This window comes from Helicobacter pylori, from assembly GCF_900120335.1.
Classification (GTDB): domain Bacteria; phylum Campylobacterota; class Campylobacteria; order Campylobacterales; family Helicobacteraceae; genus Helicobacter; species Helicobacter pylori_BU.
On record NZ_LT635477.1, the window covers coordinates 1186455 to 1211125 of the forward strand.

The window sequence follows — 24671 nt, forward strand, 5'->3', positions numbered from 1 at the left end:
TGTCAAGAAATGATGACAGAAAGCTAAATTATTAGTATGGCACAGAGCATGGTTAAAATTTTAGCTATAATCTAGCTCAATTTGGCTTAACACAGCTCAAACTTATTACATATAAAAGAATTTATGGACACTTAAATTATGGCGAAAAAAAAACATAAAATTCCTACTTTAAAATATTTTTTACGTTCTTTAAAGCAAATCTATAGGCTCATCACTTTCAAGGAAAAAATGATTTTTTTCCTGCTTGTGTTGATGGCTATTTTTTCTTCTTTTGTGGAAGTGATGTCCCTAACTCTTCTGATGCCTTTTATCACTCTCGCTTCCGATCCTAGCAGGGCTTTAGACGATAAAGATTGGAAAATGGTCTATGATTTTTTCCATTTTTCATCTCCCGTTCGTCTCATGTATTTCTTTAGTTTCTGTTTGGTGGGGATTTATTTGTTCAGGATGTTTTATGGGGTGTTTTTTACCTATTTAAGAGGGCGTTTTTCCAACAAGAAGGCTTATCAAATCAAACAACAACTCTTCTTGCAACACATCAAAAACAACTATTTATCGCACCTCAACCACAACCTGGATTCTTTAAGAGACATTATCAACAATAAAGCGGAGGGCATGTTTATGAGCTTTAACGCTTTTTTGAGTTTATTGACCGAAATAACCGTGATCGTTTTTTTCTATTCCACGCTCATATTGACCAATTGGAAAATAACGCTCGTTTTTACCACGATCCTCGCCTTACAAATTTTTTTTATTGTCAAAAAAGTCACCGTCCTTATCAAAAAAAAGGGTGAGATGGCCGCTAAATCCAAAGCGCAAACGCTTAAAGTCTTTTCAAAATTTTTCAGCAATTTTAAGATCACTAAACTCAAAGACAACCACGAAGAAGCCCACAAACTTTTTGGAGAAAATAGCCGTAAAGCCCATGACGCTGAGATCATTTACTCCACTTTGCAAGTGGTCCCCAGGTATTCAATAGAAACCGTGGGCTTTAGTTTGTTGATTTTAGCGGTCGCTTACATCTTATTCAAATACGGCGAAGCTAGAATGGTGCTCCCTACCATTTCTATGTATGCCCTAGCGCTTTATCGCATACTCCCTTCTGTAACTGGAGTGATCAACTATTATAATGAAATCGCTTACAACCAGCTTGCAACCAATGTTGTTTTTAAAAGCCTTTCTAAGACCATTATTGAAGAGGATTTAGTCCCTTTAGACTTTAATGAAAAAATCACTCTCCAAAACATTTCATTCGCTTACAAGTCAAAACACCCGGTTCTAAAGAATTTCAACCTCACCATTCAAAAAGGTCAAAAAATCGCTCTCATAGGCCATAGCGGGTGCGGGAAATCCACGCTGGCGGATATTATTATGGGGCTTACCTACCCTAAAAGTGGGGAAATTTTTATTGACAACACCCTTTTAACCAACGAAAACAGGCGCTCATGGCGTAAAAAAATAGGCTATATCCCCCAAAATATTTACCTTTTTGATGGCACTGTGGGGGATAATATCGCTTTTGGGAGCGCTATAGATGAAAAACGCTTGATTAAGGTGTGCAAAATGGCTCATATTTATGATTTTTTATGCGAGCATGAAGGCCTTAAAACCCAAGTGGGCGAAGGGGGCGCTAAGCTTAGCGGCGGTCAAAAACAACGCATAGGCATTGCGAGAGCCTTATACGATAACCCTGAAATTTTGGTTTTAGATGAAGCCACCTCAGCCCTAGACAATGAAACCGAGAGTAAAATCATGGATGAAATCTATCAAATCGCTAAAAATAAAACCCTAATCGTTATCGCCCACCGCTTAAGCACGATCGAACGCTGTGAAGTCATCATTGACATGAGCCAACACAAAGACAATCTCGGCTAAAGCTGGCTTTACTCTTTTGCGAAGTTTTGCAAATCAAACCCCTTAAAGCTCTCCAAATACTCCCCTTGATAGCCATCTTGACCCACTAAATTTTTCAAAACCTTGCTGTTATAGCCCAAAAACGCCACTTTATTAGCCTTAGCGCTTTCATAATCATTGACGCTATCGCCTATCATTAGCATGCGGCTTGGGTTATAGGCGTATTTTTGAATGATATTAGCGATAATCTTGGGTTTATCAGGCGGACTCCCTTCAACGCTCTTAAAATACTTAGTAATCCCTAAAAACTCGCACAACACTTGCAATTCGCTATGCAAGGCCGCTGAAGCGATATGGAAAATATAATTTTGATAATGCTTATCAATAAACGCCATCACTTCGCTGTTCAAATGCCCCCTATCAAAAAGCTTCTGCTCTATGATAGCGCCAAATTCTAGGGCTAATGCATCTATTTCTTCTTGAGCGATAGGGGTTTTTAAAATCTCATTATAAAAATATTGGATCTTTTCATTCCTTGAAATCCCCCCACTTTGATAGTGATAAACTTCAAATTGTTTCAAACCCTCTTTACTATCGTTGCCATGCTTTTGAAACAACGCCTTAAACCCTTCATATTTTAAATGCATGCTGTCAAAAATCACGCCATCAAAATCCCATAAAACCACTTCAAGCGCCATGATTTCCCCTTTTTTATAGGCTTATTTTGGTTTCATTTTACCTTATTTAAGCGATCATTTTTGCCATCATTGAAGTGTTTGGATTGGTTTTAATCAAATACTGCCCGTTAAAGCCTTATTTAAAACTCTAACGCTCTTTAGATTTTTAACTTAAAGCCCCTTTTTAAAGGTTGGGTTATTTTGACTCTTATTTGATAAGAACATGCAAATACTCTTTGGTGTGCACGGCTTTATGGGCGCGTTTGTTGTCCGCTTTAAAACGCATGTAAGTTTTAGTAACTAAGGAGTAAGCTCCGTATTTTTTTAAGATATTTTTAATCTCTGTCTCGCTCATAAGCCCTTCATTGTTATAGCTTAAAAAGATATATTTGAATCGCGCTTTTTTGATTAAATTTTCAAAAGCGTTTAAGATTTGAAAACGAGAGCAAAAAGAGGATTTCTGGTAACTGGGCAAGCCGGTTTTGCCTTTTGGAGCAAAGGGCGTATAAGTGGCAATCGTGTTCAACAAATGGTAATTCGCCCCGTATTGCCTCGCATTGTAAGGAGGGTCTAAATACAAAATATCCCCTGAAATCTTTCCGATCAACTCGCTAGCGTCTTGCTGATACACTTCGTTAGCGTTTAAACTCACATCAAAATGAGCGCCTTTTAAAATGAGTTCTTTTTGAGCGCTTTTTTTAAGGCGTTTTAAAAAAGCCCCATAAACTGAAGCGGTGTTAGCCACCTTGTCCGCACTCTCCAATAACGATGCGAGCAAAAAATAATACGCGCAATTATCAATGTTTTGAGAAAGCTTGAGCTCTTCAATTTTTAAACGCATCGCATCAATTTTTTGAGCGTTCGTTTCGCTAAAATACTGCCTTGAACTCCCCCCCAAAGAATAATGCGAATGAATAAAACCCTTTTTTAAAGCAACGCTATTAAGCCCATTAATAAGCTCTTCTTGGTTAGGGATTTCTTGAATGTTACCGATATAATTTTGATTCAAAACAAAGCTATAATATTCCAAATCATTAGAAATAACCTTATTAACGGCTTTTTTAAACGCGCGCCCCACAATGCCCGTCCCAGCAAACAGATCACAAAAAATCGCACCAGAGAGATCGTTACCTGCAACCGCATGGATATTTTCCTTAATAAAGGGAATGAGCTTGTATTTAGAGCCGATATAGTTCATTGATCTGTGTTTGTATGCTTCTTTAAAATAAATATGGCTATTATTAAAATTAAATTTTATGTATTGTAACATAACTTGATTATGAATAAGTCTTAAACCCCACGATTAAAATAATCTTAAAACCAACTAATCAATCCTATGTGAAACGATGATCGTTTTTTAATACCGCACGCTCTACCAATCGCTTCATTAAAACAACGAGACAACCCCCCTATTGCCAATAAAGACTTTTTCTATCGCAACTGCTCATTAAAATACTGCCAAAAAAACAGCAACACCCCCACTAGCTGAATGTATCAAAACTTTTGTCGCTATTACCCTATTTTCTAGTAGGTTCTTTTATGAATACCATTCTTATATTCTTCCACTTTACCCTTTGCAGTAACAGCAGCAACAATATGCCCATCAGTATCTGCAGCTACGATATTACTACCATAAGTTCTTTTATAGTTACCATTCTCATATTCCTGTATTTTGCCATTAACGACTTTAATTACAACCGCCATTATAAATCTCCTAAAATATAAATTGTGATATACCCAACGCCAAACTATCAGTCTAGTCTATAGTCTAACTAACAAATAAACCTAATTTGAGTATTTGATCACAAAATCCCTAAAAAATAGCTTAATAACAAACTCGCTTAACTCTCATAAAATCCCTCTCTGTAACATTAAATCAATTTACCCTCAAAACAACCCGCATGGCGCAAACTCCAACCGCTTGTCTAAAATTAATGATCCTTTGTGATGGTTTTGGCTTTAGCGCCTACAGCCGTAGAACCCGTGGGTAAATCTGAAAGCACCACCGCATTAGCCCCAATCCTCACATCATCGCCCACGCAAATCGCGCCCAAGACCTTAGCCCCTGCCCCCACTACCACACGATTGCCTAAAGTAGGGTGGCGCTTGCCCTTGAACTTGCCCGTGCCCCCTAGAGTTACGCCATGATAAATGGTAACATCATCTCCAATCTCTGTGGTCTCGCCAATCACCACACCCATGCCATGATCGATAAAAAGCCCCCTTCCAATCTTAGCGCCCGGATGGATTTCTATCCCAGTGATAAAACGCGCTAACTGAGAAAGCGCACGAGCGATGAAGTAAAACCTCCGCTTGTGCAACGCATGCGCTAGGCGGTAACAAAGCAGCGCATGAATGCCCGGATAAAGCAAGAGCACCTCCCACTTATTCCTAGCTGCCGGGTCTTCTTGCAAGACACGCTCCAGGCTATAAGACAGATCTAGCATGACAGAGTCTCCGGTTAAAATATATTTGGATCAACATGACTTAAGCAGATTTTTCTCATCTATTCCAATAAAACTTGATACAAATTTTTCTTGCTATTATACCCAAACTCACGCTCCTTTAAATGGAGTAAAAAATTAATAGAGTAAAACGCTCTCTCTTTTAATCCCTTCAAATTCGTTTAAACAACCCTTTAAAAAGGCTTAAAAACCCGCTAATCCATCAGGAATAAAACTATTTTAAATGAAAAAGATAAAAAGCAGATTGAAAAAGATTACTATTAATGGTGCCGAAGGTCGGACTCGAACCGACACGGGATTGCTCCCACCAGATTTTGAGTCTAGCGTGTCTACCAATTCCACCACTTCGGCGTGTATAGAGCAAAGAGTGAGATTATACCCACTTATTCCTTAAAGAAACTTAATGGTGCACTGGGCGAGACTCGAACTCGCACGAGATTGCTCCCACCACCCCCTCAAGATGGCGTGTCTACCAATTCCACCACCAGTGCTAAAAATTCAAAAATAAGAAAATATTATAGCTAAATCATGCTTTTTAAGCAATAATTTAGCTCATCAAAAACCCTTAACTTAAGAATGGGTTACTATAAATAGCGATAATAGCAAAGACTAAAGTATAAATCACTTGCGCTTCAATCATCGCCATGGCCACGAACATGGTTGTGAGCAATTTACCGCCCACTCCTGGGTTTCTCGCTGTGCCTGTAATGGTCGCTGCGGCTGCATTCCCCATACCGATCGCCCCACCAAAAGCGGCAATCCCTAGACCGATCATCGCCCCTAAGATAGAATAAGATTTAATCATATCCATCCCACCCATGCCACCATCATGAGCGAAAGCAACGCCCGCTAAAGCCAGAAAAAATAACGCTAAAAATTTCATTTTCGCACTCCGTTTCAAAAATTGGGCTTGATTTTCATTTCGAATCGTTCCTCTACTTTCAAAAATACAAGCAAGGACTCATTTTAATCTAAATTTGCTTAAAATCTCTTTTAAAAACGCTTTTTAAAATTTTAAGCCAAATCCAAAGCGATTTTACCCTTATTGAAGCTAATCACCCTACACCTGATACTATCGCCTTCTTTTAAAACCACTTGACACCTGTCCATGTTTTGTTTTCTTAACAAGCCTTCGCCCCCCTTAGGCAAGCTTAAAAACGCCCCAAAATCTACGATTCGTTTCACTTGAGCTTCTAGCACCTCATCAATAGCGTATCGCTCCAATTCTTGATCTAAAGAATGCAAATAGTTTAAAATAAATTCTTTAGTTTTTAAAACACGCTCTTTATTCCCCATGATTTTCACTTCACCGCTCGGTTTGTTCAAATCAATCTTAACCTCAAACCTTTCCACTATCTCTTTAATCACGCGCCCCCCTTGACCGATAATTTCTACAATTTTATCTGGAGCGACATTAAAAATTTCAGTTGTGGGCAAATGGGAAAAATTGATCACGATCTTTTCTTTCGCTTCATGCATGATTTTTAAAATATGTTTCCGCGCTCTTTTGGCTTGGAGTAAGGCTTGGTATAAAACCTCTAATTGGATACCGCTCATTTTGGTATCCATTTGCATAGCCGTAATGCCTTCTACATTCCCGGCAATCTTAAAATCCATATCGCCTTCGGCGTCTTCTAAACCGCTAATATCGCTTAAAATGGCGTGATCTTGCCCTTCGCTCACCATGCCCATAGCCACCCCAGCGACTAAATCATGAATTTCCACACCGCTTGCATAAAGGGCTAAAGACCCTGCGCACACGCTCGCCATTGAGCTTGAACCATTGCTTTCTAAAATCTCAGAAACCAATCGTATCACCTGCTCTTTATTTTTAATGCTCGTTTCTAAGGCTCTTTTAGCTAAATTCCCATGCCCTAATTCGCGCCTTGAAGTCGCGCCAATAGAGCTCGCTTCGCCCACGCAAAAAGGAGGGAAATTATAATGGAACATGAAGCGCTCTTTGATAGGGGCTTTATGCTCCAAACTCTCATGGGTTTGAGCGTCATTATCCGTGCCTAAAACCCCTACCACTAAGCTTTGAGTTTGCCCCCTAGTGAATAAAATGGAGCTGTGCGCCATAGGGAGCAAATCACTCTCTATCAAAATGGGCCGCACTTCTTCTAACGCGCGCTTATCTGGGCGGATCTTATCCTTAATGATCATGCGTCTGATCTCGGTTTTTTTCACCTTCTCTAAAGACAATTCAATTTCTTCTAAATTGAATTCTGAGTGGGCTTCACTGATTTTTCTAGCCACTTCTTTGAAAACATTTTCTCGCTCGCTCAAAGCAGAACTTTCAATGCCTTTGATGATTTCATCAAAATACTGATTTGTTAATAAATCTAACAGCCTTTCATTGAATATTATTCCTTGGCTTTCTTTGAAAAGCAGCTCGTTTTGATAGGGCGTGAAAGCCTCTTCATAAAGCGTGCAGGTTTCTTTCAAACTTTTTTGAGCCAACTCTAAAGCTTTTAGCATTAAAGGCTCTTCTAAAGCGTTTAATTTTTGCCCCAAAGAGCGCATTTCTATCATGTTCAAACTTTCTTTGGTGCCGGACACGAACAGATCCAAACTGGATTGATTCAAAAGGCTTGCGCTAGGGTTAATGACAAATTCGTTATCCATCCTAGCGATCCTGCAAGCGCCCACGCTTTTAATAGGAGCGATATGGGCTAAAAAGAGGGCGGCTGAAGCGGCGTTTAAAGCAGAAACTTGCAAATCGTTTTCAATATCATGGCTTAAAACCATTAAAGTGATTTGGGTAGGGTAGCGGTAACCTTTAGGGAATAAAGGGCGTAAAGTCCTGTCTATGAGCCTAGAGGTTAAGATTTCAAAATCTTGCGCTCTGCCTTCTCTTTTAACAAAACCGCCCGGGATTTTACCGGCTGCATAAGATTTTTCTAAAAACTGCACCACTAAAGGCAAAAAATCTTCACTCACAGGCTCTCTTTCTGTGCACACGCTCGCTAAAATAAGGGTTTTTCCTAAGCGATACATTAAAGAGCTAGTGGCTTGTTTGGCCACTTGTTTGAGAGCGAACTCTTCGGTTCTGTTACCAGAGTTGATGGTGATAAAATCCATATTTAATGTTCCTTTTTTAAATTAGGTGTGTTGTTAGCACCCAAGTATTTTTCAATTTCTTCATTGCTTAATCGCTTGAGTTCTTTATAATGGTGTTCCACCGAGACAAAACATTCAGGGCGATACACGCTAATCACCCCATCGCACAAGCTTTCTAAGCCTTGAGCGACATTTTGTGCGACAATGGGGGTTAAAATATAAATGTCTTGGCATTCTTTTTTCAAACAAGTTTGCACGCCTAACCCTGCTCTAAACCCAGTTTCAATCCCCCTATCTACGATAAAAATATTTTTATCTTTCAAGCTTTTAATCGCATTGCCTTTGCGATACTGATAGATGTGAGACAGAATGTCTTCTTCATAAGCTCGCTTGGCTTCCCCATAAACATAGTCTAAAGTGATGTCAAAGGAATTGATTAAACTTTCATTCATCACTATATCCATGCTTTCACTCACTAAAGCGATTTCACACTTTGAGTTTAAAGGGGCTAAGATAGGTTCTAAAAAAAGTATATCATAAGTCGCCCCAAATTTTTGCGCTAAAGCGTTAGCTAAATACAAGGCGTTAAAACTCAAAGCGAGCATGATGGAATCTTTTAAATCAATGTGGCGCGTGTGGATTTCATTAATCAATTTGTTTAAAGCGTCTTCTTCATTGATAAAACGCATGCCCTCAATATCGGTGATATGGCTAAAGTCCGTATTCAAATCTATTCCTTTTTTACTTACGCTGCAAAGAGCGGTAAGTTACATTGGTTTTAGTGATCGGTGAAAAGTCTAATTCTAGCTTAACATAGTTATTTTCAAACACTCTTATAGGTTGGTTGGGATCGCCGGTGAGGATAGGGCGTCTTTGGTTGACGAATTGAAAGCCAATCCCAAAACAACGGATTTTTTTATAAATCCCCACATTCCAATTCAAAACCACGTTGTTTCTAATATCATAACCCACATCCGCGCTCATGGAAAAATACCCAAAATCGTTGCTAAAACCCGCCTTTAAATAATCCGCAGGATTTTCTACAATGCTATTAATCCCACTGCTAAAATTGTTCCTTAAAAAATAAGAGAGGTTAAAGCTTAAAAATTTGCGTTGGTAATTGGCGTTCACAGAGATTTCTTCTAAGCGGTTTTGATAAAACGAATAAAAAACATTCCCAAAGATGTTTAATCCCGTTAAGGGCGAAAACCCGATCTTGCTTTCTAGGGGCATTTTAAAGGGCGAAACTTTATCGTCAAGATTGATGAGTTGCGATATTTTAAAATACAACAACTCTTGCCCCCCTAAGCCATAAAGGTATTGCGTTAGGGTTAAATTCACCGTCTTATTGCTCGCATCGCTAGGTAAAATGCTATTAGGATTCCACACGGAGTCATACAAACGCCCTTGATAATCGTAATCCCTCAATAAAGGCGAAGTGTAGCTGTTTAAAGCTTGCGCGCTTAAAGCATACATGTTTTGAGAAAATAAGCCATTCTTAAAGGTGTAATAAGGGATGTTGAAAATCGCTTCCAGTTGGATCGTGTGGAAAAGCTTGTTGTATTCTCTGGCTAAATCCGTATTCACATACATGGAAAAATTCGAAGACACAAAGTTTCCAAATTCTCTTGATTCATTAGGGATCGTAGGCACGAAGGAATTTTTAGATTGCATTAAAGCCACATTAGACAATTGGAGATCATTCCAAAGCCCTAAAGACAAATACTTTTTAAACAAAGAAAATTGCAAACCCACCGGCACATTCAAAGCGTTTTGCACATAGCCATAGCCAATCTCTCTCGCGGTGTTTCTAAACTGATAATCCACTGAATACAATAAATTCCTGAAATACAAAGAATTTAAATATTTATGGTATTGCAAATTAGGGACAGATTGGAAAGTGCGGTTGTTATTGATTTTATTCAGGTTTAAAAAATACTTGATATTCAAGCCGTAATAATTGTTTTCTGTTTGCAAATAGTAATTCGCCCTAGACATGTGCGTGGCGTCTGTGATACGCTTATTGACCTTTTCAAAACGCACATAGTCCAAATCGTTCATGTATAAAAAGTCAATGTAATGCCCATTGTCAATATTGGATTTAAGATGGAAGTATTTTTGTAAAGTGTCCCTACTGGAGCTTAAAAATTCAAAACCATAGATATTTTGATTCCTCAAATCATAGCGTTTGACGTATTGGGTGTAATTCCTAAAATAGCGCGCGTTGAATAAAAACCTGTCGTCTTTAGAGTTGATGTAGCGCGCTTCAAAATTCAAGCCAAACCCCCTTTTATAGCGGATTTGTGGGGTAAAGGTCATATCCCATGAGTTTTTGGGGGCTAAATAAAAGGGTTGCAAATAAATAAAGCCGTCTAAGTTGGAAGTGCCAAACTCAGGGTATAAAAACCCGGTGGTGCGCTTGTTGCTCGTGGACATGAAAATATAAGGCAAATACAATACAGGAATATCGCCGACATAAATCTTAGGATTCCACATTGACAAATGCGATTTTTGCATATTAAATGAGCCTGAAGTCGCATTGACATGCCAAATAGGGTTGTCAATGCTGCACCCTGAAGCGCTCATGTTTTTAATCTTATATTTTTGATCCTTCCCGCTAGCAATATCCGCGCTCACCCAAATCCCGCTCACACTGTCTTGGACATAAAAGGGGAAAATGATTTCATATTTTTCGTTCAAACTCAATTTCACATAATCGGTTTTAACGAGCAAACCCTCGCCCCTATAAACCTTGATATTGCCTTCTAATAACGCTTCTTTAGTCTTGGTGTCATAACGCACCTTGTCCGCTAGAATATACACGTCATAATTCAATAAGATCGCATTCCCTGAGGCGGTTATCACATTGTCTTTAGCGCTCACTTTATCCGCAAGGATTTCAAAAATCTTATGGTTTTGTTTGTCAAATCGTTGCATAGCGATTTCTTTAGCGTCTGATGCGCTCAACAAAAAAAAGACCGCCAAATACAACCAATAAATCATGATTAAAACAACACCAAAAGACTTTTGCTTTTTTCTTCATGCCACGCCCTATGATAGGGGTTTTTAAACACCACAAACCATAAAAAGGGGCACAGAAAAACCACGATTTTTAACCCTAAACGCTTCAATAAAATAGCCCTACTGGGGCAATCCGCTAAATAAATATCAATGATCTTAATCCTAAAAACCAGTTTAGCTAAACTCATCTTGCACAAACACACAAAAAAGATTTCATAAACGCCATACAAGATGATAAAACCCATCACAACAAACGCGCTGTAATAAATGGGGTTAGTCAGCCAATATAAAGAATGTAAAAAAGCGCATGCCCTTAAAAGATCGCTCAATAAAAACGCCACCAATAAACTATCGGTTAAAAACGCTAAGATGCGCCAATACAAGGGGCATAAACGCATTTTTTCACGCACAAGGAGTGTTTCTATGATTTCAGTTTCTTCTTTTTCTAAATTTGGAGAGCGCATTCAAAAACAAACAAGACAAACCCCCTTCATTTGTCTTAAACTTTAACCTTTAAGAATATTCTTTCAAATCCAACACCTTAAAACCAATGTCCTTGCGATAAAACATGCCTTCAAAATGCACCTTTTGAGCGATTTCGTAAGCATGGTTTCTAGCCTCTAATAACGATTTTCCTCTGCCAATGGCAAAGATCACCCTCCCCCACTGCTTTCAAACACGCCATTATCCTGCTCCACCTCCCCTAAAATCAAATGGCCCTTTTTTTCATCAACCGGATCAATATAAAGGGTTTGTTTGGGCGAAGAGCTAGTGGGGTAATTCCTAGAAACAAGCGCCACACTCATCACAAATTCTTTAGAAAACACCAATTCAAGAGAATGCAATTCCCCTTTGGCTGTGGCTAAAAACAAATCTAATAGCGGATTTTCTACAAGGGGTAAAATCGTCTGACATTCAATGTCTTTAAAACGCACGCTAAAATCCAATAAATACGGCTCTAAAACGCCCTTTTCTTCTATGATTACAATTTCAGCGAGTAAAACCCCTTTAAAAAGCGTGTTGTCAGCTTGAAGTTTCTCTAAAGTGGGTTTAAAGATATGATTTTTTATTTTCTCTTCTAATTCATTAGAGAAAAAGTTTGCAGGAGCGATGGCCCCCATACCTCCTGTATTGACCCCATTATCCCCCTCTAATAAGCGTTTGTAGTTTTGGCAAAAGGGCAACAAGATAAAATCATCATTGGCTATGAGCGCTGTAACTGAAAGCTCAAATCCCTCTAAAAAAGGCTCTATGATCACAGGCTCATTGCTTTGCTTGAAAGCGTCTTCAAGGATTTTTAGCGCTTCTTCTTGATGATGGACAATGCTTGTGTTTTTATTCAACGCCTTAATCACTAAGGGGAAAGAAGCGTTTTGAATGTAATTGAGGGCTTCTTTTAAGTCGTTTGTTTCAAAGTAAGACGCGCTTTTGATACCGCACTCTTTAACAAAAGCTTTCATGTAGCTTTTGGAAGCCTCTAACTTCGCCGCTTCTTTAGAAGCCCCAAACACTAAAATACCCGCTTTTTCTAACCTCTCTGTAAGCCCTAAAATCAAAGGCTCTTCTTCTGAAATGATGGCTAAATGGATCTGTTTTTTAAGGGCCAATTCCACGATATGCTCGTAATGTTCGCATTCCAGATTCTCGCCTAAATCTTGAGTGCCACCATTACCCAAACAAAAATACAAAGCATTCACTCGCTCATCTTGCTGAAGCCTTTGAGCCAAAGCATACTCTCGCCCCTTATTCCCCACAATTAAAACATTATAGTTATTGTTATCTTTCATGTCTTCCCTAAAATGTGGTTGTTTTTAAACCCAGATGACCGCTACTTTTACATGCGCATAAGTTCAACAAACCTACACTATTAAGGCTAGGAGGATCTTCTTAGGGGCAGATTTAAAAAATGCCATCACACAAAAACCACTACCTTAGCCTAACTTATTTTTTCAACGAACTTGCCATCAAATAAGAAACGCAAATCACCCAGGCGATGCTTACAATTATACTTAAATTTTAAAGAAATTCCATGCAAAAATATTCAAGCGATCCGTGATAGTTTTGATTAGCGTTTAGGCGCTTTAAGAGAAACTGACTGATTTATTTCAACCTTTCTTTATACGCTCTTTCCAAACTGCTATACCCTTTTTTTAATTCCCCCACATCCCCAAAAGCCACCACTTTAGCTTCTTTTAAAAAAATCGCGCTGTCTAAATACTTTTCCACATCCACCACCAAATGCGTAGAGACTAACAAGCTTGCGTTTTGGCTAAACTCCTTAGCGATTAATTCAAAAATCTCTTCTCTTGCAATAGGGTCAATCCCAGCCACCGGCTCATCAAAAAGATACAAAGAAGCGTTTCGTGACAGGGTTAAAATCAGCTGCAATTTTTCCCTCATGCCTTTTGAAAGGGCTTTGAACTCTCTTTTTAAAGGCACGCTGAAGCGTTTTAACAAATTTAGGGCTTTTGATTCATCAAAATCGCTAAAAAAATCCTTATAAAAAGCGATCGCTTTTAAAGGCGTTAATTTGGGATCTAAAAAATCGCCATCGCTTAAAAACGCCACGCTTTTTTTCGTCTCTATACCGATCTTTTGGTTTAAAATTTTCACTTCCCCTTGATAGTTCAAATTCAACCCGGCTAAAATTTTTAACAGAGTGGTTTTACCCGCCCCATTAGGCCCTAAAAGCCCTATGAATTGCTGTTTGGGTAGTTTTAAACTGATATTGTCTAACGCTTTTAAACTCCCATAGGTTTTAGTCAAATTCTCTATTTCTACTAGCATTTTAATTCCCCAAATTTGCGCACTCTTTTGTAAAAATCGCTAATGATGTTTTCTAAATCTTTAGGGGTGAAATCAGGCCATAAAATCGGCGTGAAAAACAATTCCGCATAGCTGGACTGCCACAATAAAAAATTGGATAGGCGCATTTCCCCCCCTGTCCGTAACAATAGATCCACTTCCGGTAAATCATGCGTGTCTAAACGATAAGAAATTTCATTTTCTAGGCTTTCTATATTATTGATATGGCTAGGCGGGCTTTCTAGCAAGCTTTTAAACGCCCTTGAAAGCTCGTTTTTAGATCCGTAATTAAGGGCTAAAACTTGCGTAAAATCCTTAAAATGCCTGGTATCACTTTCAAGCCGCAAAATCGTATCCCTTAGTTCTTTAGAAAAGCCCTCTAAATCCCCTATCGCCCTGAAGCGTATGTTATTATCCAAGTAAGTGGATCGCTCATCTTTAAGGTATTTTTTAAGCATTTTCATTAAAAAATCCACTTCACTTTTGGGGCGTTTCCAATTTTCCGTAGAAAAAGCGTATAAAGTCAAGCATTCTAACTTATGGTTAGCGCACCAGATCGTAATGTCTTTAAGGGTTTTTACGCCCTTTTTATGCCCATAAGCCCTAGCTTTATTCTTTAATTTAGCCCACCTGCCATTACCATCCATAATAATGGCAAGATGTTTGAGAGTGCTATCCAATGCCTTTACCCTTTAAAGAAAGTCCTTAATTATACACCATTAAAGCGTGCAAGCATCCACTAAATAAGCGATATGCTGCCAAGCGAATTGGGTTTTTTCACTCAACCCGATTTCACAAGTACTAGAAGTGGAAAAGCCCCTTTTAAGATCATAGGATTGGTAAAACGCTTGAAAGCCGTTTAAAGCGCTCTCGTTCAATTCAGGGGTGAAAAAGCCCTTATTCCCCGCAAAACCGCAACAACCCGTCTCTTTGTGGATAACAATCTCGCCCAAAGTGCATTTTTTAGCCAAATTCAATAACAGCTCTTCTTTATTTTCTAACTTTAAAGCGCACATCGTGTATAACCCTATGTCTTCGTTAATGGGGTTGAATTTTAATTTTGGGCTTAAAACTTCTTCAATATAGACGCTCAAATCATAGACTTTCAAATCCTTATAAGCTTTCATTTGTTTGATAAAGTGCGTCGAACATGCGCTATGGTCTAAAACAATTGGTATCTTGCCGTTATCGCTTAATTGTAAAAAAATCGCATGGTTTTTTTCATTGTTTTGTTTGGTTAAGTCAGTGTAATGGATAAAGGCTTTCCCGCAACAAAGCGCGTTTAATCCGTTAGGATACACCACAGAAACCTTGGCTTTTTGGCATAAAGATTCAAACACTTCTTGAATGCATCTTTTATCCGCCATTTTGGTTGATGGAGCGAACGAGCGGTTGATGCAGGTGCTGAAATAAATGACTTTTTCTCCGCTTTTGTGCGTTTTATTTTCTAAAGGATAGGCGTTGTTTTTGGGCATGTAATGAAAGGCTTTGGGGAAAGGTTTGATGAATTTTTTAATCCCTTTGGTTAGGTTCACCAAGTTGTGAGGGCCTATGAGTTTTTGAACCACGAAAGCGCTTTTTAAAGAAAAACGAGCCGCGCTTGTGGTCGTTTGCATGTGATTTAGGATCTTTGAAGCGATCTTTTCGCCTTTAGGGTTTTTTTGATAATGATTTAAAGCGATCTTTCCGGTATCAATTTCTAAAGGGCATAGGGTAGAACACATATGGCACACCGCGCAAGTGGCGTGCACTAAATATTCAGACTCTTTTAAAAGCTCATCTAATAAAACCTGATCTTCATCATGACCTTGACTGACCCTTTCTTTTAAGCGCTCTACCTCTCTGTGGATAACGATGCGTTGTCGTGGCGTTAAGGATAAATCTTTACTGGGGCAGATCCTTTCACAAAACCCACATTCCATGCACATGTCCAAATGCTCTTCAATAGGGTAAATGCTCTTTAAATTTTTAGTGTGGATTTCTTTATCGTTTGTGATGATCACATCAGGGTTTAAAAGGCCATTAGGATCAAACAATTCCTTGATTTGTTTGTGGATCTTATAAGCTTTTTCTCCCCACTCCATTTCCACAAAAGGGGCTACCATCCTGCCTGTGCCATGTTCGGCTTTAATAGAGCCAGAGCTTTTGCTCACCATTAAAAACATCTCAAAAACTAAATTTTCAAACGCCTTTCTTTCGGTTTCATTTTCTAAAATCGGCGTAACGACAAAATGCAAATTCCCGCTTAACGCATGCCCAAAAATAATACCATTATCCTTAAAGCCATGTTTTTTTAAAAGCCCTTCAATCGCTTTTGCCCCTTCTACAAAATCCTCTTTGCTGAAGCACACGTCTTCAATGATCACAGAGCTTTGGCTTTTTCTTTTTGATGCTGCGATAGGGAAAATGCCTTTTCTGATCTTCCACCACGATTGATAAATATTAGGATCACTGCTGATTTGAGAATCTAAAACGACCGGTACCGCATTCAAAGCGTTTAAAATCGTTTGCATGTTGTTTTCTAAAACTAAAGGATCATCGCTTTCGCTTTGAATGAGTAAGCATGCGTTAGGCTCTTTGATTTCTAAAATCACGCTAGGCATGCCCTCTAAACCTTTCACGCTCTTTAAAGACGCATAATCCATAAGCTCTGCTGAAGAAATCATTTCAGGCTGTTTGGCTTTTAAAGCGGCTAAGATTTGAGCGACTTTGGCGCATTGCTCTAAATTTTCATAAAACAATAACGCACAAGTTTTATAAGCGTAGTCTTTCACGCATTCTAATCCCACGCTTGAAATAAAGCCTAAAGTCCCCTCAGAGCCTATGAATAAATGACTGATGATTTCAATCGGATCTGTAAAATCAATGAGAGCGTTTAAGCTATAGCCGGTGGTGTTTTTGATCTCGTATTTTTTCTTAATTAGAGCATGCAATTCTTTGTCTTTTAAGATCTCTTCTCTTAAATTCAAAACCCCTTCAATCAAATCCTTGCGCGCGTTTTTGAAACCCTCAATACTCTCTTGATTGGCCGTGTCTAAAAGAGTGCCATCAGCTAAAATGACTCTTAAGGATTTTAGGGTTTTGTAGCTGTTTTGCTCCACCCCGCAACACATCCCGCTAGCGTTATTAGCGACAATCCCCCCTATCATAGCGGTGTTTATCGTAGCGGGATCCGGGCCTATTTTTTTATGGTAAGGTTTTAATAAATCGTTCGCATGGCTTCCTATGACTCCGCATGAAAGCTGAATGCTTTGAGCGTTGTCTAAAATGTGAGCGGCTTTGAAAAAATGCGTAACCATAACTAGCACCCCATCGCAACTCGCTTGCCCTGATAAGGAACTCCCAGCCGCTCTAAAAGTCAATGTAACGCCATGCTTTTTGGCTAAAACACAAAGCTTTTGGACTTCTTCTTCATTTTTCACCCAAGCGACTATTTTAGGGATATAACGATAACATGACGCATCAATGCCATAAGCCAAACGGCGTAAATAATCCTTAAAGATCCGCTCGTTTAAAAACCCGCTCGCTTCGGTAAAAAAAGCATGATAATTTTCTTCCACGCACACTCCTTAAACATTCCTATTTATCAAATCATTGTAACATAACCTTACTTTAACAATTAAGGATAAACATGCTTGAAGATTATGCAATCAGTTTAGAAGAAGTCAATTTCAATGATTTTATCGTCGTAGATGTGCGCGAATTGGACGAATATGAGGAATTGCATTTGCCTAACGCTACGCTCATTAGCGTCAATGACCAAGAAAAGCTCGCTGATTTTTTAGCCCAACACAAAGATCAAAAAGTGTTGCTCCATTGCAGGGCTGGCCGCAGGGCTTTAGATGCGGCTAAAAGCATGCATGAATTAGGCTATACGCCCTATTATTTAGAGGGCAATGTCTATGATTTTGAAAAATACGGCTTTAGAATGGTCTATGATGACACTTGTGCTAAAAAAAACTAGGCATGAGGGAGATTGTATGGGTGCATTCTCAAAGAATCGCCCCTTATAAGACTCTCATTTTAAATGAATTTTGCTACTATCCTTTAGAATTAGATCCAACCCCTTTTAACGCCCTGATTTTCACTTCTAAAAATGCGGTGTTTTCCTTGTTAGAAACCCTAAACAACAGCCCCAAACTCAAAACGTTACAAAACATTCCTGCTTACGCTTTGAGCGAACCCACCGCCAAAACTTTACAAGATTACCATTTTAAAGTCGCCTTTATAGGGGAAAAAGCCCATGGTAAAGAGTTCGCCAAAGAAATCCTTCCTTTATTAGAAAAAAAAAGCGTTTTGTATCTCAGGGCAAAAGAAATTGCCTCTTCTTTAGATACCATTCTTTTAGAGCATGGCATTAATCTTCAACAAGCCGTTGTTTATGAAAACAAGCTCAGACATTTGACTTTAAGCGAACAAAACGCCCTAAAACCCAAAGAAAAGAGCGTTCTCATTTTTACCGCTATAAGCCATGCAAAAGCCTTTTTACACTATTTTGAATTTTTAAAAAGTTACACCGCTATAAGCATTGGCAACACGACCGCTCATTATTTACAAGAGAAAGGCATTCAAAGCTATATAGCTCAAAAGCCCTCCTTAGAAGCGTGTTTAGAACTGGCTTTAAATTTGAAAAGTTAAGGAATGTTAAAAATATCTTATTATAATGCTCTCAATGGTTTTTTAAAGGATGATGCATGAATCTTGTCTTTTTATGGGCCGCTTTAGGAGGGGCTATAGGGAGTTCGTTAAGGTATTTTGTGGGCAAAATGATGCCCAGTAAATTTTTAATGTTTGAAAGTTTCCCTTTAGGGACTTTTAGCGTGAATCTCATAGGGTGTTTTGTCATCGGCTTTATGGGGCATTTGGCCGCTAAAAAAGTTTTTGGCGATGATTTTGGGATTTTCTTTGTAACCGGGGTTTTAGGGGGTTTTACGACCTTTTCTTCTTATGGGTTAGACACTTTAAAACTCTTGCAAAAATCCCAATACCTTGAAGCCATTTCTTATGTTTTAGGCACTAACCTTTTAGGGCTTATTGGGGTGGCCATTGGGTGGTTTTTGGCTAAAAATTTTATAGGCGTTAATTAAAAAACGCTTTCTAGCATTTCCTTAACGCTTGATTGAAGCAGAGCCTAAAATCATAACAGCCACAAAGCCATTTCATCGGCCATGAAAAAATCGCTCGCTATCAATCGGTTATTTTTAATGAAAGCCTTGTTTTCTTCAATTAAAAGCTTTACTTTATTTTCATCTAACAAGCTAAGCTCAACCCCCAATTCACACCTTAAGCCTAAAAACAATCTTTCTAAGCGCTTGTCTTGTTTATTAAGCGTCTCAACTTGGCGTTTTAGGGGGTCTTTAATGTAATTTTCTATGAGTTTTTTCGCATAAAAGCGCTCATTCGCCACGCAGCCCACAGCCCCAGCCCCACACCCTAAATAATCTTTAGCCCCCCAGTAAGCCAGATTGTGTTTGACTTGATAATTTCTAGCGTAATTAGACACTTCGTATTGCTTGAAAGAAAAGCCCTCTAAAACCTCTCTCACCACATTGTCAAAATCCACGCTTGAGGGTTTTTTGGCGTTTTTTTCTAAATTCGTGTTTTTTTCAATACTCAAAGCGTAAGCGCTCAAGTGGTTGATAGGGAGTTCTTTAGCGAGTTTCAATTCTTCTTTTAAGGAGGTTTCATTATCTAATGGGGTGTTATAAATCAAATCAATGCTGACATTTTCAATCCCGCTTTTTAAAATAGTTTCTATCACAGGAGCGATATTTTTGGAATGTTGGCGCTCTAAAAACAATAATTTATCCTCCCTAAAACTTTGCACCCCTAAACTCAAGCGGTTGATCCCTAAATCTTTTAAGCCTTGACACCAAGCTTTAGAAATCAATTCAGGGTTAGCTTCAGTGGTGATCTCACAATCCAAGCTCAAGCGCGCATTGCGATAAATGCTTTCAAAAATCCTTTCAAAAGACTCCACGCTTAAAGTGTTAGGCGTGCCGCCGCCAATAAAAATACTTTCAATTTTTTCATGGGTTTGGCTTAACGCATGCTTTAAATCCAGGCATAACGCTTGAGTGTATTCTTCTTTTAACCCATGCTTGTTTTCATAGGAATTGAAAGCGCAATAACCGCATTTATTTTCACAAAAGGGGATATGAATGTATAATATCATATTTATTTCTCCCATTTTCATTTCATTTTTTAAGCAAAACTTAAACTTGTAATTGTATCATTTTATGATTATTTTGGTAATCAAGGAGACAGACGATGAAAAAGGTTATTGTGGCTTTAGGCGTTTTGGCGTTCGCAAACGCTTTAATGGCAACCGATGTTAAGGCTCTTGTAAAAGGTTGTGCCGCTTGCCATGGGGTTAAGTTTGAAAAGAAAGCTTTAGGCAAAAGCAAAATCGTTAACATGATGAGCGAAAAAGAGATTGAAGAGGATCTTATGGCTTTTAAAAACGGTGCTAACAAGAATCCTGTCATGACCGCACAAGCTAAAAAATTAAGCGATGAAGACATCAAAGCTTTAGCCAAATACATCCCCACTCTCAAATAAACTCCCTCAATTTTAGTAGCGCTATTTGGGCGCTATTAAAATGAGTTTCAAACCCTTTTTTCTTAATTTTTGATTTTAATGGCATTCTTAACCCTACTTAAAGCCAGCATACACTATAATACCATCTTAATCACATTAAGAAAGAGCTAAAATAAAGACCTATGCTACATAAAAAATATCGTCCTAATGTTGCGGCCATTATCATGTCGCCAGACTACCCTAACACATGCGAAGTTTTTATCGCCGAGCGCATAGATATTGAAGGGGCGTGGCAGTTCCCCCAAGGGGGCATTGATGAGGGAGAAACCCCTTTAGAAGCGCTCTATAGGGAATTACTAGAAGAAATTGGCACGAATGAAATAGAGATTTTGGCGCAATACCCCAGATGGATCGCCTATGATTTCCCAAGCAACATGGAGCATAAATTCTATTCGTTTGATGGGCAAAAGCAGCGTTATTTTTTAGTGCGCCTAAAGCATGCGAACAACATTGATTTGAACAAACACACGCCAGAATTTAGATCCTATCAATTCATCCATCTTAAGGATTTGCTTAAAAAAATCGTTCCCTTCAAACGCCAAGTGTACCGCCAAGTCATCGCTTATTTTAGAAAAGAGGGGTATTTGGGGTGTTAATCGTTCAAAAATACGGCGGCACGAGCATGGGCAGCATAGAAAGGATCCACAATGTCGCCCAAAGGGTTTTAGAAAGCGTTAAATTAGGGCATCAAGTCGTGGTGGTGGTTTCTGCGATGAGCGGCGAAACGGATCGGCTTTTAGAATTTGGCAAGAATTTTAGCCATAACCCTAACAAGCGAGAAATGGATAGGATCGTCAGCACGGGGGAATGGATTTCAAGCGCGGCTTTGAGCATGGCGTTAGAGAGGTATGGGCATAGAGCCATTTCCTTGAGCGGGAAAGAAGCGGGCATTTTAACCAGCTCGCATTTTCAAAACGCCGTGATCCAATCCATTGACACCCAACGCATCACAGGGCTTTTAGAAAAAAACTACATTGTGGTGATCGCTGGGTTTCAAGGTGCTGATATTCAAGGCGAAACAACGACTTTAGGGCGTGGGGGGAGCGATTTGAGCGCGGTCGCTTTGGCTGGGGCTTTAAAAGCGGATCTGTGCGAAATCTATACGGATGTGGATGGCGTTTATACCACCGATCCGCGCATTGAAGAAAAGGCTCAAAAAATCGCGCAAATCAGCTATGATGAAATGCTTGAATTGGCTTCTATGGGGGCTAAAGTTTTATTAAACCGATCAGTGGAATTAGCCAAAAAGCTCAGCGTGAAATTAGTGACTCGCAATTCGTTTAACCATAGCGAAGGCACGCTCATTGTCGCTGAAAAAGACTTTAAAGGAGAACGCATGGAAACCCCTATAGTGAGTGGGATCGCATTGGATAAGAATCAGGCTCGTGTGAGCATGGAGGGCGTGGAAGATCGGCCTGGCATTGCCGCTGAAATCTTTGGTGCTTTAGCGGAGTATCGCATTAACGTGGATATGATAGTCCAAACGATCGGCAGAGACGGCAAAACCGATTTGGATTTTACGATCGTCAAAACCCAAATAGAAGAAACCAAGCAGGCCTTAAAGCCTTTTTTAGCGCAAATGGATTCCATTGATTATGATGAAAATATCGCTAAAGTTTCCATAGTGGGCGTGGGCATGAAGTCGCATTCTGGGGTGGCGAGCATCGCTTTTAAAGCCCTAGCCAAAGACAATATTAATATCATGATGATTTCCACAAGCGAGATTAAAATTTCGGTTTTGATTGACATTAAATACGCTGAATTAGCGGTTAGAACCTTGCATGCAGTGTATCAATTAGATCAATGAAAAATTTCTACGACTGGATCAAGGAATTTGTGCGCGATCAGGGGGAATTTATCGCCCAACAAAGCGGGTGGTTGGAATTAGAACGATCAAGCTACGCCAAACTCATCGCGCAAACCATCTCGCATGTGCTTAATGGCGGATCGTTGTTAGTGAGCGCGGATTCTTCTAGGCGCTGGTTTTTAAACTACATTCTTTCTAATCTCAACCCTAAAGATTTAAAAGAGCGCCCCTTATTGTCCGTCATTGATTTTAACGCTTCTTCTTTCTACCCTAAAAACGATGCGAATCTCTCTCTAGCCACCATAGAGATGACTTATCAAAACCCCATGTTTTGGCATGTTGGGAGGGTTGAAAGTGAAGGGTTGAAAACCTTACTATTGAGTAAAATCCCTAGTTTTTTATGGCTTTTTGAAGAGCTTAAAGAAGATTGCTTGCTTTTAAAAGAGCATGATAGTTTGCTAGATTATAAATTATTGCAACTCTTCAAACTCTTTGAAAACGCGCTTTTTAGCGCGCTATACAATAAGGTTGCTTTGTGAAAAACTCCAACCGCCTTATTTATACGGACAATCTTGAAGAGAGCCTAGAAGAGACTGCAAGCCTTTTCAAACACCACATTAAATTCTACACGGAGATTATTGAAAAAGACAAAAAGGTGATCAAAACTTTTAACAAGGATTTTAAAATAGAGCATGCCAAAGAAGTGATTTCAAAGGCCCATCTCAAACACAGCGAACTGAACGCCTTTTTAATCGCTGCGCCCAGCTATGGTATAGAAGCCCAAAACGCGCTTTTAAAAATCTTAGAAGAACCCCCGAATAATGTTTGTTTTATCATGTTCGCTAAAAGCCCAAACCATGTTTTAGCCACCATTAAATCCCGCCTAATCAAAGAAGACAAACGCCAAAAAATTCCTCTAGAACCTTTGGATTTGGATTTATCTAGGTTGGATCTGAAAGACATTTATGCGTTTTTAAAAAATTTAGACAAAGAAAATTTTGATTCCAGAGAAAATCAGAGGGAAAGGATTGAAAGCCTGTTAGAGAGTATCCACAGACACCAAATCTGTTTAAACGAGCAAGAATTGCAAGCCTTTGATTTAGCGATCAAGGCTAACAGCTCTTATTACAAGCTCAGCTATAATCTTTTGCCCCTGCTTTTAAGCCTTTTATCTAAAAAGAAAACGCCATGATTGTAAAACGCCTTAACCCTGATGCGCTCAAAAGCGCTCTGCAAAAAATAGGCCCAGAAAAGATTGCGCAAGATCGCATGCGCCAAAAAGGCGTTAGTTTTGTTTTTGAAATCCAACACCTGCCCTTAAGCGCTGCACTCATTTTAAAGCAAGAGGCCATAAGCGTTGGGGGCGATTTTGCCACGCCAAGAGATTGTATTTTAGCCAAAGAGCCTTTTTATGATGGGGTGCTGATTGCGAGCGCTAAGCAATTAGAACGCCTTATTGTTAAGTGCCATTCCCAACCCTTTGGGCTTAAACATTTAGCGCAAGAACTAAAAAGCCATCTCAAAGCCCCTAAGCCTAACGCCCCACAGATCATGGCAATCTTGAATCTCACGCCGGATAGTTTCTATGAAAAGAGCCGGTTTGATAGCAAAAAAGCGCTTGAAGAAATCTATCAATTACTAGAAAAGGGTATCAAATTCATTGATATAGGCGCGGCCAGTTCAAGGCCACAGAGTGAAATCATTGATCCAAAAACAGAGCAAGATCGCTTGAAAGAAGTTCTATTAGAGATCAAATCCCAAAAACTCTACCAATGCGCTCAATTCAGCATAGACACCTACCATGCCACAACCGCGCAAATGGCTTTGGAGCATCATTTTTCCATCCTTAATGATGTGAGCGGTTTTAATAACATTGAAATGCTAGAAGTCGCAAGAGATTACAAACCCACTTGCGTTTTAATGCATACTCAAAAAACCCCCAAAGACATGCAAGAAAATGTTTTTTACCGCAATTTATTTGATGAAATGGATCGCTTCTTTAAGGAAAAACTAGAGGTTTTAGAAAAATACGCGCTTCAAGATATTATTTTAGATATTGGGTTTGGATTCGCTAAATTAAAAGAGCATAATTTAGCCTTAATCAAGCATTTAAGCCATTTTCTTAAGTTCAAAAAACCCTTATTGGTGGGAGCGAGCCGTAAAAACACGATCGGGCTTATCACCGGGCGTGAAGTTCAAAACCGGCTCGCTGGCACTTTGAGTTTGCATTTAATGGCGCTGCAAAATGGAGCGAGTATTTTAAGAGCACATGACATTGATGAGCATATAGATTTAATCAAAGTGTTTAAGAGTTTGGAAGAAACGGATTGAACCGAAATTTTAGCTTTGATCCCGCTGGGCGTTGGCTATCATCAAAACGCT

At 39.2% G+C, this 24671-nt stretch carries 22 protein-coding genes, 2 tRNA genes and 2 pseudogenes; 10 read left to right on the top strand and 16 right to left on the bottom strand.

The window, feature by feature from the left end; all coding sequences use genetic code 11:
- Positions 1 to 138: 138 nt before the first annotated feature.
- Positions 139 to 1875, top strand: coding sequence for an ABC transporter ATP-binding protein/permease (locus CS889_RS05760; protein WP_089087104.1), 1737 nt, complete (start codon positions 139 to 141; stop codon positions 1873 to 1875).
- 8 nt (positions 1876 to 1883) lie between these two features.
- Here the strand turns inward: CS889_RS05760 and CS889_RS05765 are convergent, their stop codons facing one another.
- From CS889_RS05765 to CS889_RS05840, 15 genes and pseudogenes are all read right to left on the bottom strand, one after another.
- Positions 1884 to 2552, bottom strand: coding sequence for an HAD family hydrolase (locus CS889_RS05765; protein ID WP_089087105.1), 669 nt, complete (start codon positions 2550 to 2552; stop codon positions 1884 to 1886).
- Positions 2553 to 2739: 187 nt separating this feature from the next.
- Complete coding sequence (locus CS889_RS05770; RefSeq protein ID WP_089087106.1) at positions 2740 to 3729, bottom strand: DNA adenine methylase; 990 nt, start codon at positions 3727 to 3729, stop codon at positions 2740 to 2742.
- A 329-nt stretch (positions 3730 to 4058) separates the two neighbouring features.
- Positions 4059 to 4235 (bottom strand): annotated as a pseudogene (locus CS889_RS05775) (IceA2 protein); the annotation flags it as partial.
- Between the two features lie 227 nt (positions 4236 to 4462).
- Positions 4463 to 4978, bottom strand: coding sequence for a serine O-acetyltransferase (cysE, locus tag CS889_RS05780; protein WP_000886348.1), 516 nt, complete (start codon positions 4976 to 4978; stop codon positions 4463 to 4465).
- A gap of 282 nt (positions 4979 to 5260) precedes the next feature.
- Positions 5261 to 5347: transfer RNA gene (locus tag CS889_RS05785), tRNA-Leu, on the bottom strand.
- Between the two features lie 53 nt (positions 5348 to 5400).
- Positions 5401 to 5487 (bottom strand) — tRNA-Leu (locus tag CS889_RS05790).
- A gap of 74 nt (positions 5488 to 5561) precedes the next feature.
- Positions 5562 to 5879 (bottom strand): F0F1 ATP synthase subunit C, encoded by a 318-nt coding sequence (locus CS889_RS05795; protein WP_000669961.1) that lies wholly within the window; start codon positions 5877 to 5879, stop codon positions 5562 to 5564.
- Positions 5880 to 6010: 131 nt separating this feature from the next.
- Positions 6011 to 8077, bottom strand: a complete 2067-nt coding sequence (locus CS889_RS05800; protein ID WP_089087107.1) for a polyribonucleotide nucleotidyltransferase — start codon at positions 8075 to 8077, stop codon at positions 6011 to 6013.
- A 2-nt stretch (positions 8078 to 8079) separates the two neighbouring features.
- The gene (locus tag CS889_RS05805) at positions 8080 to 8784 is read right to left on the bottom strand and encodes a phosphoribosyltransferase (RefSeq protein ID WP_172825124.1); all 705 of its coding nucleotides are present in this window, start codon (positions 8782 to 8784) and stop codon (positions 8080 to 8082) included.
- Between the two features lie 13 nt (positions 8785 to 8797).
- On the bottom strand, positions 8798 to 11059 hold the full coding sequence (locus CS889_RS05810; RefSeq protein WP_000641087.1) for an LPS-assembly protein LptD: 2262 nt from the start codon (positions 11057 to 11059) through the stop codon (positions 8798 to 8800).
- Between the two features lie 2 nt (positions 11060 to 11061).
- Entirely contained in the window at positions 11062 to 11541 is a 480-nt protein-coding gene (locus CS889_RS05815; RefSeq protein WP_001257455.1) for an RDD family protein, read from the bottom strand.
- A gap of 49 nt (positions 11542 to 11590) precedes the next feature.
- Positions 11591 to 12864: pseudogene (gene purD, locus CS889_RS05820) on the bottom strand (phosphoribosylamine--glycine ligase).
- Between the two features lie 313 nt (positions 12865 to 13177).
- Positions 13178 to 13864, bottom strand: coding sequence for an ABC transporter ATP-binding protein (locus CS889_RS05830; RefSeq protein ID WP_000959635.1), 687 nt, complete (start codon positions 13862 to 13864; stop codon positions 13178 to 13180).
- A complete protein-coding gene (locus tag CS889_RS05835) occupies positions 13858 to 14562 on the bottom strand; it encodes a di-trans,poly-cis-decaprenylcistransferase (protein ID WP_089087109.1) in 705 nt (234 codons plus the stop codon). The genes CS889_RS05830 and CS889_RS05835 overlap by 7 nt, the downstream gene beginning before the upstream one ends.
- Before the next feature lie 39 nt (positions 14563 to 14601).
- Complete coding sequence (locus CS889_RS05840; protein WP_172825125.1) at positions 14602 to 17442, bottom strand: FAD-binding and (Fe-S)-binding domain-containing protein; 2841 nt, start codon at positions 17440 to 17442, stop codon at positions 14602 to 14604.
- Positions 17443 to 17513: 71 nt separating this feature from the next.
- Here CS889_RS05840 and CS889_RS05845 point away from each other — a divergent pair, with 71 nt between their 5' ends.
- From CS889_RS05845 to crcB, 3 genes are read left to right on the top strand one after another with little or no spacing between them, the layout of a single operon-like run.
- A complete protein-coding gene (locus CS889_RS05845; protein WP_000888794.1) occupies positions 17514 to 17846 on the top strand; it encodes a rhodanese-like domain-containing protein in 333 nt (110 codons plus the stop codon).
- A 2-nt stretch (positions 17847 to 17848) separates the two neighbouring features.
- The gene (locus tag CS889_RS05850) at positions 17849 to 18520 is read left to right on the top strand and encodes a uroporphyrinogen-III synthase (RefSeq protein ID WP_089087111.1); all 672 of its coding nucleotides are present in this window, start codon (positions 17849 to 17851) and stop codon (positions 18518 to 18520) included.
- A gap of 56 nt (positions 18521 to 18576) precedes the next feature.
- A complete protein-coding gene (gene crcB / locus CS889_RS05855; protein ID WP_001054940.1) occupies positions 18577 to 18969 on the top strand; it encodes a fluoride efflux transporter CrcB in 393 nt (130 codons plus the stop codon).
- A 50-nt stretch (positions 18970 to 19019) separates the two neighbouring features.
- Here crcB and hemW read toward each other — a convergent pair whose 3' ends face one another.
- A complete protein-coding gene (gene hemW, locus CS889_RS05860) occupies positions 19020 to 20057 on the bottom strand; it encodes a radical SAM family heme chaperone HemW (RefSeq protein WP_172825126.1) in 1038 nt (345 codons plus the stop codon).
- Positions 20058 to 20152: 95 nt separating this feature from the next.
- Between hemW and CS889_RS05865 the strand changes: the two genes are divergently transcribed.
- From CS889_RS05865 to folP, 6 genes are all read left to right on the top strand, one after another.
- Positions 20153 to 20443 carry a c-type cytochrome gene (locus CS889_RS05865; protein ID WP_000756028.1) on the top strand — a complete coding sequence of 97 codons (291 nt, stop codon included), beginning with the start codon at positions 20153 to 20155 and terminating at the stop codon, positions 20441 to 20443.
- A gap of 161 nt (positions 20444 to 20604) precedes the next feature.
- Entirely contained in the window at positions 20605 to 21078 is a 474-nt protein-coding gene (locus CS889_RS05870; RefSeq protein WP_000902603.1) for an RNA pyrophosphohydrolase, read from the top strand.
- Positions 21072 to 22289: an aspartate kinase gene (locus CS889_RS05875; protein WP_089087113.1), complete on the top strand. Its 1218-nt coding sequence runs from the start codon at positions 21072 to 21074 to the stop codon at positions 22287 to 22289. Before CS889_RS05870 ends, CS889_RS05875 begins: the two co-directional genes overlap by 7 nt.
- Positions 22286 to 22828: a HobA family DNA replication regulator gene (locus CS889_RS05880; RefSeq protein WP_089087114.1), complete on the top strand. Its 543-nt coding sequence runs from the start codon at positions 22286 to 22288 to the stop codon at positions 22826 to 22828. Before CS889_RS05875 ends, CS889_RS05880 begins: the two co-directional genes overlap by 4 nt.
- Positions 22825 to 23481, top strand: a complete 657-nt coding sequence (locus CS889_RS05885) for a DNA polymerase III subunit delta' (protein WP_089087115.1) — start codon at positions 22825 to 22827, stop codon at positions 23479 to 23481. The genes CS889_RS05880 and CS889_RS05885 overlap by 4 nt, the downstream gene beginning before the upstream one ends.
- Complete coding sequence (gene folP / locus CS889_RS05890) at positions 23478 to 24620, top strand: dihydropteroate synthase (protein ID WP_089087116.1); 1143 nt, start codon at positions 23478 to 23480, stop codon at positions 24618 to 24620. Before CS889_RS05885 ends, folP begins: the two co-directional genes overlap by 4 nt.
- Positions 24621 to 24671: the final 51 nt, after the last annotated feature.

Excerpts from the sequence above, each read along its gene's own strand:
- CS889_RS05760 (WP_089087104.1), top strand. The coding sequence starts at position 139 with ATGGCGAAAAAAAAACATAAAATTCCTACTTTAAAATATTTTTTACGT.
- CS889_RS05765 (WP_089087105.1), bottom strand. The coding sequence starts at position 2,552 with ATGGCGCTTGAAGTGGTTTTATGGGATTTTGATGGCGTGATTTTTGAC.
- CS889_RS05770 (WP_089087106.1), bottom strand. The coding sequence starts at position 3,729 with ATGAACTATATCGGCTCTAAATACAAGCTCATTCCCTTTATTAAGGAA.
- cysE (WP_000886348.1), bottom strand. The coding sequence starts at position 4,978 with ATGCTAGATCTGTCTTATAGCCTGGAGCGTGTCTTGCAAGAAGACCCG.
- CS889_RS05795 (WP_000669961.1), bottom strand. The coding sequence starts at position 5,879 with ATGAAATTTTTAGCGTTATTTTTTCTGGCTTTAGCGGGCGTTGCTTTC.
- CS889_RS05800 (WP_089087107.1), bottom strand. The coding sequence starts at position 8,077 with ATGGATTTTATCACCATCAACTCTGGTAACAGAACCGAAGAGTTCGCT.
- CS889_RS05810 (WP_000641087.1), bottom strand. The coding sequence starts at position 11,059 with ATGATTTATTGGTTGTATTTGGCGGTCTTTTTTTTGTTGAGCGCATCA.
- CS889_RS05815 (WP_001257455.1), bottom strand. The coding sequence starts at position 11,541 with ATGCGCTCTCCAAATTTAGAAAAAGAAGAAACTGAAATCATAGAAACA.
- CS889_RS05830 (WP_000959635.1), bottom strand. The coding sequence starts at position 13,864 with ATGCTAGTAGAAATAGAGAATTTGACTAAAACCTATGGGAGTTTAAAA.
- CS889_RS05845 (WP_000888794.1), top strand. The coding sequence starts at position 17,514 with ATGCTTGAAGATTATGCAATCAGTTTAGAAGAAGTCAATTTCAATGAT.
- CS889_RS05850 (WP_089087111.1), top strand. The coding sequence starts at position 17,849 with ATGAGGGAGATTGTATGGGTGCATTCTCAAAGAATCGCCCCTTATAAG.
- crcB (WP_001054940.1), top strand. The coding sequence starts at position 18,577 with ATGAATCTTGTCTTTTTATGGGCCGCTTTAGGAGGGGCTATAGGGAGT.
- hemW (WP_172825126.1), bottom strand. The coding sequence starts at position 20,057 with ATGATATTATACATTCATATCCCCTTTTGTGAAAATAAATGCGGTTAT.
- CS889_RS05865 (WP_000756028.1), top strand. The coding sequence starts at position 20,153 with ATGAAAAAGGTTATTGTGGCTTTAGGCGTTTTGGCGTTCGCAAACGCT.
- CS889_RS05870 (WP_000902603.1), top strand. The coding sequence starts at position 20,605 with ATGCTACATAAAAAATATCGTCCTAATGTTGCGGCCATTATCATGTCG.
- CS889_RS05880 (WP_089087114.1), top strand. The coding sequence starts at position 22,286 with ATGAAAAATTTCTACGACTGGATCAAGGAATTTGTGCGCGATCAGGGG.
- folP (WP_089087116.1), top strand. The coding sequence starts at position 23,478 with ATGATTGTAAAACGCCTTAACCCTGATGCGCTCAAAAGCGCTCTGCAA.